Origin of the sequence: Sediminimonas sp., from assembly GCF_024637375.1 — a bacterium.
Lineage (GTDB): Bacteria > Pseudomonadota > Alphaproteobacteria > Rhodobacterales > Rhodobacteraceae > Sediminimonas.
This window is the reverse complement of the sequence record NZ_JAGXFK010000015.1, coordinates 1-7,127: the sequence shown is the minus strand read 5'-3', so window position 1 is coordinate 7,127 and position 7,127 is coordinate 1. Positions and strand designations below refer to the sequence as shown.

At 61.5% G+C, this 7,127-nt stretch carries 8 protein-coding genes and 3 pseudogenes; 6 read left to right on the top strand and 5 right to left on the bottom strand.

Features of this window, described 5'->3' with window-relative positions; translation table 11 throughout:
- The first annotated feature begins 158 nt into the window (after positions 1 to 158).
- Positions 159 to 506: a tyrosine-type recombinase/integrase gene (locus Q0L89_RS15165; RefSeq protein ID WP_366937889.1), complete on the top strand. Its 348-nt coding sequence runs from the start codon at positions 159 to 161 to the stop codon at positions 504 to 506.
- A 33-nt stretch (positions 507 to 539) separates the two neighbouring features.
- Positions 540 to 749 carry a hypothetical protein gene (locus tag Q0L89_RS01825; protein ID WP_296762068.1) on the top strand — a complete coding sequence of 70 codons (210 nt, stop codon included), beginning with the start codon at positions 540 to 542 and terminating at the stop codon, positions 747 to 749.
- Here the strand turns inward: Q0L89_RS01825 and Q0L89_RS01820 are convergent.
- Together Q0L89_RS01820 and Q0L89_RS01815 are read right to left on the bottom strand one after the other, a co-directional pair.
- Positions 746 to 1,231, bottom strand: a complete 486-nt coding sequence (locus Q0L89_RS01820; protein ID WP_296762066.1) for a hypothetical protein — start codon at positions 1,229 to 1,231, stop codon at positions 746 to 748. The genes Q0L89_RS01825 and Q0L89_RS01820 overlap by 4 nt on opposite strands.
- A complete protein-coding gene (locus Q0L89_RS01815; RefSeq protein WP_296762064.1) occupies positions 1,228 to 1,530 on the bottom strand; it encodes an IS66 family insertion sequence element accessory protein TnpB in 303 nt (100 codons plus the stop codon). The genes Q0L89_RS01820 and Q0L89_RS01815 overlap by 4 nt, the downstream gene beginning before the upstream one ends.
- A gap of 31 nt (positions 1,531 to 1,561) precedes the next feature.
- Between Q0L89_RS01815 and Q0L89_RS01810 the strand changes: the two are divergent.
- Positions 1,562 to 1,740, top strand: a pseudogene (locus Q0L89_RS01810) (IS5/IS1182 family transposase); the annotation flags it as partial.
- A gap of 286 nt (positions 1,741 to 2,026) precedes the next feature.
- On the opposite strand, the gene Q0L89_RS01805 reads toward Q0L89_RS01810, so the two are convergent.
- Genes Q0L89_RS01805 through Q0L89_RS01795 form a run of 3 tightly spaced genes read right to left on the bottom strand, consistent with a single transcriptional unit; the run spans position 2,027 to position 5,161 of the window.
- Entirely contained in the window at positions 2,027 to 3,094 is a 1,068-nt protein-coding gene (locus Q0L89_RS01805) for a TRAP transporter substrate-binding protein (protein ID WP_296762062.1), read from the bottom strand.
- Between the two features lie 28 nt (positions 3,095 to 3,122).
- A complete protein-coding gene (locus Q0L89_RS01800; RefSeq protein WP_296762060.1) occupies positions 3,123 to 4,670 on the bottom strand; it encodes a TRAP transporter large permease subunit in 1,548 nt (515 codons plus the stop codon).
- Entirely contained in the window at positions 4,667 to 5,161 is a 495-nt protein-coding gene (locus Q0L89_RS01795) for a TRAP transporter small permease subunit (protein ID WP_296762058.1), read from the bottom strand. Before Q0L89_RS01795 ends, Q0L89_RS01800 begins: the two co-directional genes overlap by 4 nt.
- A gap of 284 nt (positions 5,162 to 5,445) precedes the next feature.
- Between Q0L89_RS01795 and Q0L89_RS01790 the strand changes: the two are divergent.
- From Q0L89_RS01790 to Q0L89_RS01780, 3 genes and pseudogenes are all read left to right on the top strand, one after another.
- Positions 5,446 to 5,535, top strand: a pseudogene (locus tag Q0L89_RS01790) (transposase); the annotation flags it as partial.
- Positions 5,536 to 5,684: 149 nt separating this feature from the next.
- Entirely contained in the window at positions 5,685 to 6,713 is a 1,029-nt protein-coding gene (locus Q0L89_RS01785; RefSeq protein ID WP_296762056.1) for an IS110 family transposase, read from the top strand.
- A gap of 304 nt (positions 6,714 to 7,017) precedes the next feature.
- Positions 7,018 to 7,127 (top strand): annotated as a pseudogene (locus Q0L89_RS01780) (IS66 family insertion sequence element accessory protein TnpB); the annotation flags it as partial.

Here is a 7,127-nt window from a genome sequence, read left to right as displayed (position 1 = left end):
TCTTCGGTGTGGTCGTCGCTTGGCTGTGAAGCTTGATCAGCATGCCGATCTCCCGTCTCGCACCTCGTTCAGAACAGATCGTGCCATGAACAGCGCAGATCGACGAGGAGCTATGTGATCATCCGGGATGAAACAATTACCCTTTCCCAGAACAACTGATGCCGCAGATGCGAGAATATCTGAACAAGCACCGACCGCTGCTCTTGTGCGAGAACGATGGGGCAGGGCTTTGGATCAATCAGTATGGAGAGCGCCTTTCGTACGATGGCTTTACGCGCGCGTTGGGAAATATCACGAGAAAACACTTGGGCCATACTATGCGGCCTCATGCATTTCGGCATATTGCAGCGACATCCATCGCCGAATTCGATCCGGCGCATGTCGGGATCATTCGGGACATTCTCGGCCATGCTACCTTGGACATGGCTGAGAAGCACTATAATCGGGCATCGCAGGTATCGAGTTGCAACGCGTTGCAGACACTTCATGAAGAATATTTGCGATAACACCTAAGGCTCGTGGCGCGCAGGAAACGTCATTTGAAAATCTCTGATCGCAACATCGGCACAACTGTCGTGACGGCCCTGAGCCGCCGCTGGTCGACCCAGCCCAATGCTCCGGTGCGGCCCGTCGAAGCGGCCATTCATGCCCCGCGCAGCATTTTCAATCGGCGAATGACGGCAAAGCGGGACGGAGCTGCCATTCGCTGCGGCTGCGCTAAATTCTGCAATGACCGCAACCGCACCTAATCGATACCGTAAATCATTGCCGCATACTCGCGAACCTCGTCCGGTGTTTGGCTTTCTATTTCCTGCAAGTATCCCAAGAATTCGTCTGGGTTGTTCAGAGAGAATATGCGGGCCTTGTACTCCAATTCCGCCCGAAGTGGTTCTTCCTTCAATAATGCGGCGCAGCGTTTGTCGATGAAGAGCGCATCCACGTATGGCGCATACGTCGAGATTGTCCTCACATCGTTGATGAGTCCACGATCAACTATTTTCTTCTCGCCCATGACCACCCGCCTAGCTACAGCGGCGAATAGGTATGATGAAATCCTTTGATGTGGTATTTCCTGTTGCCGTTCCCAATGCCAAAACTTCATGATTTCAATTGGCTGCTGATTTTCATCAATTCCACGATCTTCGAGGAGGCGGCAAAGCTCTCTGTACTCGCGATAAATCGGCCTACCGCAGGCCAGATAGACACGGACTCCTGTGCCAGGCCCGATCATGCCGTCTCCACCGCCCGGATCAGCCGAGTCAGCGCCGCCGCATCCATCGCACTGTCAAACCGAAGGCACCGACCGTTGGCCAGGCGAAGCTCGACCGGCACAGGAGGAACCGGTTCCGGTTCGGACGGCGTGGCCCCAAAGGCCGGCACGTCAACCGGCAGGAAGACCGCGCCCTGCTCCGACGACCAGAGCCCCTTCTTCTTCAGCTCATGGCGCCACGCGTAAATCTGCTGACGAGTGATGTCGTTGCGCTGCGCAACCCGCGTGACCGTCGCCCCGTCGATGCCGACCGACGACACGATCGCAAGCTTCTCCTCGTCGCTCCAACGCCGTCGGCGGGCAGGGTACCACGCCCGCAGCCGGATCGAGGCGAAGATGCGCGGCCTCAAAGCCTTCGGCGAGCGTATCGCGCGCCAAGAGACCCCGACCGCCAGGCCGTCGAAATCCACATTCGCATCGCGCTCATGTACCGCGTCAACGCCCTCGGCACTGCCGAGATCGTCCGCGTGGACGTCAGTGGGCCAAGGGGACGTCACGCCTCAGGCGTGAGGTCTGCAGCAATGCCGTGGGCTTCAGCCAACGCTGAAGGCGGTGTATAAGGCCGTGGACGACGAAGCGGCAAAAGCAGCGCTGGCCGCGTTCGAGGACAGCGACCTGACCCGACGCTACCCGGCCACCCTCGCGACCGGGGGCCGGGCTTGGAGTGAGGTCAGCCCGCCACGGGCCAGCTCGGCCACCCCGGGGCCGAGGCCCGTGGATGCGGCAGCGCGTCGCCGCCGCATCCCGTTTCTCCCGTCAGGTTCGGCCGGCCAGCATCGGCAGCGTCATGGCGCTGGCGAAATCCCGGGCTTGCGCCAGGTAAGCATCGTAACTATCCCGAACGCGGGCGATGTCGGAGTTGCCCTGGGTCAGTTCCTCTTGCACTTCCCCCCACGCTTCGCGCATCCCCGAGACGATTTCGTCGCTGAATGCACGGAAATCGACGCCGTCTTCGCGCAAGGCAGCCATGGCCTGCGCGTTGTAGAAATCGAATTCGGCATGGCTTTCCAGCGCCGCGGCATGGGCCGCCGTCTCACAGATGCTCTGCAAGTCGGCGGGCAATTCGTTCCATGCGTCCTGGTTGAACACGATTGCCAGGCCGGCGCCCGGCTCTGTCAGGGCGGGCAGATAACACAGCTTGGTGATCTTCTGCAGGCCGAACGCCTGGTCCAGCATCGGACCAACCCATTCGGCGGCGTCGATGGCCCCGGATTGCAGCGACTGGAAAATCTCCGGCGGCGGCATCAACACGGCATTCACGCCCAGCTTGCGGAACACCTCGCCACCCAGACCGGCAATGCGCATGTTCAGGCCCTTGAGATCGTCAAGCGTGTTGACCTCTCGCTTGAACCAGCCCCCGGACTGCGTGTTCGAATTGCCGCAATAGAACGGCTTGAGGCCCCGCTGTGCGTATATGTCATCCCAGATTGCCTGCCCGCCACCATACTTGAGCCAGGCGAAATGTTCGTTGGAGGTCATCCCGAACGGCACGGCGGTGAACCAGTGCAAGGCCGGGTTCTTGCCGGCGGCGTAATAGGTCGGCCCGTGCCCCACGGGGGCATTGCCCTGCTGCACCGCATCCTCGACTGCGAAAGGCGGCACCAGTTCGCCGCCTCCGAATACCTTGAAGCTGAGCCGCCCATCGGACATGGCGGCAACCTTCCCGGCGAAGTTGCGGACGTTGGTTCCCACACCCGGTGCGTTCTTGGGAAACGCTGTCGGCAGGTTCCATTCGATCTTGCCCTGAGCGATCGCAGGGCTGCTCAGCGTGGTCGCGGCAGCGGCGATTCCTGCGCCCGACGCAAGGAATGTTCTGCGTTCCATGTGATTGTCTCCTCCTACAAGTGAAATCCTAGTTGCCGAATACCAGTTCCGGCAGCCATGTTGCCAGCGCCGGGAACGCAATCAACAGACCCAGCCCGACAAGTTGAAGCACAACAAACGGCGCAACACCAACGTATATATCACGTGTCGTAATGTGGCGCGGCGCGGTCGAGCGGAAATAGAACAACGCAAACCCAAAAGGGGGCGTCAGGAAGCTGGTCTGAAGGTTCATCGCCAAGAGCACGCCGAACCAGACCGGAGAGATGTCGGTACCCAGGATAGGCGGCCCCAGAAGTGGCACGACGATATAGATGATCTCGACCGCCTCCAGAACGAAGCCCAATAGAAACACGATCAGCATGACGGCGGCCAGCGCCCCCCACTCGCCGCCCGGCATTGCCTTCATGGCCTCAACCACGATTTCATCACCGCCGAAGCCGCGAAACACCAGCGCCAGAAGCGACGCAGCGACGACGATCCCGAAGACCATGCCGGAGATCCGTAGCGTGTCGCGAACGGTGCCTTGCAGCAAACGTGCGAACCACAGACGCCAAGCGGCGACAGCAACGCCGAGGATCAGCAAAACAGCCAGCCCTGCCGCGAGCACGCCCAGCCCCGTGCTTTCGCTGCGCGCATCGCTGAACAGCCGCAGCGCCATCAGTGCGAAGGCCGACAGCACCCCCAGCAGCACCAGGTTGCGTTGCGGGCCCGGCAATCCGCCCCGGTAGGCCGCCAGCATCAACGCGCCGATCGCGCCCAGGCCTGCCGCTTCGGTCGTGGTGGCGATCCCGGCGAGGATCGAGCCGAGCACCGCCAGAATGAGCAGGAGCGGTGGCGCGAAGCTGGACAGCACCTCGCCGATGCCGACCGATGCAACTGCGTGCCTTACCGTGGATGCCCCGGCCGCTGGACGCAAGCGCGCGAAGATATACAGTGCGTAAAGGCCCACCAGGACCAGGCCGGGCAGCAGCGCGCCGGCGAACAGATCGCCCACCGAAACCGGGTCGGGCGCGAAATTGCCCGCCTTTTGCTGCGCCTCGAGATACGTGTTCCCGATCTGGTCGCCCAGTAGCACCAGCAGGATGGAAGGCGGGATGATCTGGCCCAGCGTACCACTGGCGCAAATGATGCCTGTGGCCAGCCGCTTCGGCACACCGGCCTCAAGCATCGCGGGCAGGCTGATCAGAACCAGCATCACCACCGTCGCCCCCACGATCCCGGTGGATGCGGCGATGATCGCCGAAAAGACCAGGACCGACAATGCCATGCCGCGCGTCGACCCGCCCAGCATGCGGCCCAGAACCTCAAGCATGGATTCGGCCAGCCGCGACCTCTCCAGCAGAATCCCCATCAGCACGAACAGCGGCACCGCCATCAACAGGGGGTTCGACATGACCCCGTAAACCCGCGCCGGGAAGAAATTTAGAAACCCCGGATCGAAGACGCCCACCATGGCCCCGATCACTGCCGTGAGCAGCGGCACACCCGCGATCGCCAGCATCGCGGGAATACCGCTGAGAATACCCGCGAACAGGGCAAGCATCATGCCCAGCAGAAACATCTCGTCAGCGATCATGTGTCGACCACTTCGGGGTCGATCAGCACGGCAATTCCCTGCAGGATCATCAGCACGCCACTCAGCGGGATCGCCGTCTTGACCAAGTATATCCCGCCCAGGCCGCCGGTTTCGACCGCGCCCTCCCGGATCGACCAACTGTAGATCAGATCGGGCATCCAGACCCAGGCCAGCAGGCCGAAAACAGGTATCAGGAACGCCACGAGCGCAACACTGTCCGCCACCCGCAGATACCTGACAGGCAGTCGTTCCGAGAATACCTCGACCCGCACATGCCCACCCCGCCGCAAACAATAAGGCAGCGACAATATCATCAGAATCGCAAAGGCGTATCCGGCGAGGTTTTGTAACTTGATGAACCCGGTATCAAACCCGAAGCGCAAAATTACGGTCCCCAGAACCGCACCGGTCAGCACGGCGCAGGCCAGGGCGCACAAAGCGACCGTGAACCGGTCAAGCGCCTGACAGACGGACAGGAAAATCGTGCGCAAAGCTGCCTCCCTCGCTGGCCATGGGCGTTTGACCTAGCATCAAGCGCCGCGCTTGACCATGTGCATCCGCGCAAGCTTCGGCGTCACGCTGGTCATCTCGACCTCCCGCAGCATGCCGTCGGCGATCAACCCATCGCGTACCCAGCCCAGCGCGGGCCAGCTTGGTTAGGCGGATCGCCATGCGTTTGCCGCCAAGGCTGTCGGGTAGCCCGAGGACTGCGGCGGTGATCGCCTCGGCGTCCTCGTGGGTATAGCTACCCATCATGTGCTGCCCGCCATCGACTCTGAACCGCGAGATCAAGCGCCGCACCGACGTCGTCGGCATCTTTCCCAACGATGACGCCATCATTCGGCTCGTCGGGGCGATCACGCTTGGTGATCCGACCATGGTAGGTGAACTGGCCCCATTTTCGACCGGACACCTGGGCCTGAACCAGATGGGATGGTTGCCGCCCTCCCCTGACGGCATCTCATTGTGCCAAGATCGTGGTGTTCAAAGCCACGCAACGGAGAGGACGGCGACATGAAAGATATGATAATCGGGGTGGATTTGGCAAAACGTGTTTTCCAACTCCACGGAGCGACGACAACGGGGCATGTGGCGTTCCGCAAGAAGCTGAAGCGCGAGCAATTCCGGCGGTTCATGGCTGAGCATACATCCTGCCTTGTCGTGTTCGAGGCTTGCGGCAGCGCCAGCTACTGGGCGCGCGAGATGGCGAAGCTCGGCCATGACGCCAAGCTCATTGCGCCGCAATACGTCCGGCCTTTCGTGAAGCGACAGAAGAATGACGCCGCCGACGCTGAGGCGATCGTGATCGCCGCGCGCCAGCCCGAGATGCGGTTCGTGTCCCCCAAGACGGAGGATCAGCAGGCCAAGGCGATGTTGTTCCGCGGTCGTGAGCGCCTGGTGCATCAGCGCACCGAACTGGTGAACGCGCTGCGGGCGGTGCTCTACGAGTATGGGCATGTCTTTCCCGCCGGTATCGGCCATCTCAAGCGGATCGAGGCGGTGATCGAGGATTCCAACTGTGACCTGCCGAACCTGATCACCGTGGAATGTCGCGATTTGCTGGCACAGATCGCCGAGAAGACCGACAGGATCGACGAGAAAACCAAGGCCCTGAAGGAGCTGGCGGCCGGGACAGAGACGGCGCGTCGCCTGCAGACCATGCCGGGGGTCGGGCCTCTGACGGCGCTTGCGGTCGAGGCCTTTGCGCCTGACGTGTCACAGTTCAAACGGGGCCGGGATTTCGCGGCTTGGCTTGGGCTCGTGCCACGCCAGCACTCTTCGGGCGGCAAGGAGCGCCTGGGTCGAATATCGAAGGCCGGTCAGACCGACATCCGGCGGCTACTGATCATCGGCGCGATGACCCGGATCATGGGTCGCGCGCGCGACAAAATTCCGTCCGAGAGCTGGCTTGGTCGCATGCTAGCGCGCAAACCGAAGATGCTGGTCGCGATCGCGCTGGCCAACAAGATGGCCCGGCAGCTCTGGGCGATGCTGACGAAGAACGCGGATTACAGGGATCCGGTACTGGCAACAGCGGCATGAACATCATGCCGTAACCAGCCAGTGCCGGTGCCAAGGGGAGTGTGAGAAGACGACGACCTGAATGGGCGCAACGATCGAACAGATCCGGATCGGGAAAACCAGAAAGCCTCCTCGAGTTCATAGCTCGTGATTCAGATTTGGACCTGATCCGCTGATCACCATACCGGCCCGCGGCTTCTGGAATGCCGCACAACAAGGCCTGACAGAAGACCGCACTCGATCACACGCCAACAAGGTCAGAAAATTCTTGCACAACGGGCGGCAACCACAGAAGGAGGCTTAGGGATATCCCTAAGACGTGCTCATGTCTGAAGTTGAAATCATCACAGATGGCGGGCGTCGGCGCCGCTGGAGTTCCGCCGAAAAGCTGCGGATCGTCGAGGAGACGCTGGACGGCAGCGAGAGCATCTCGGC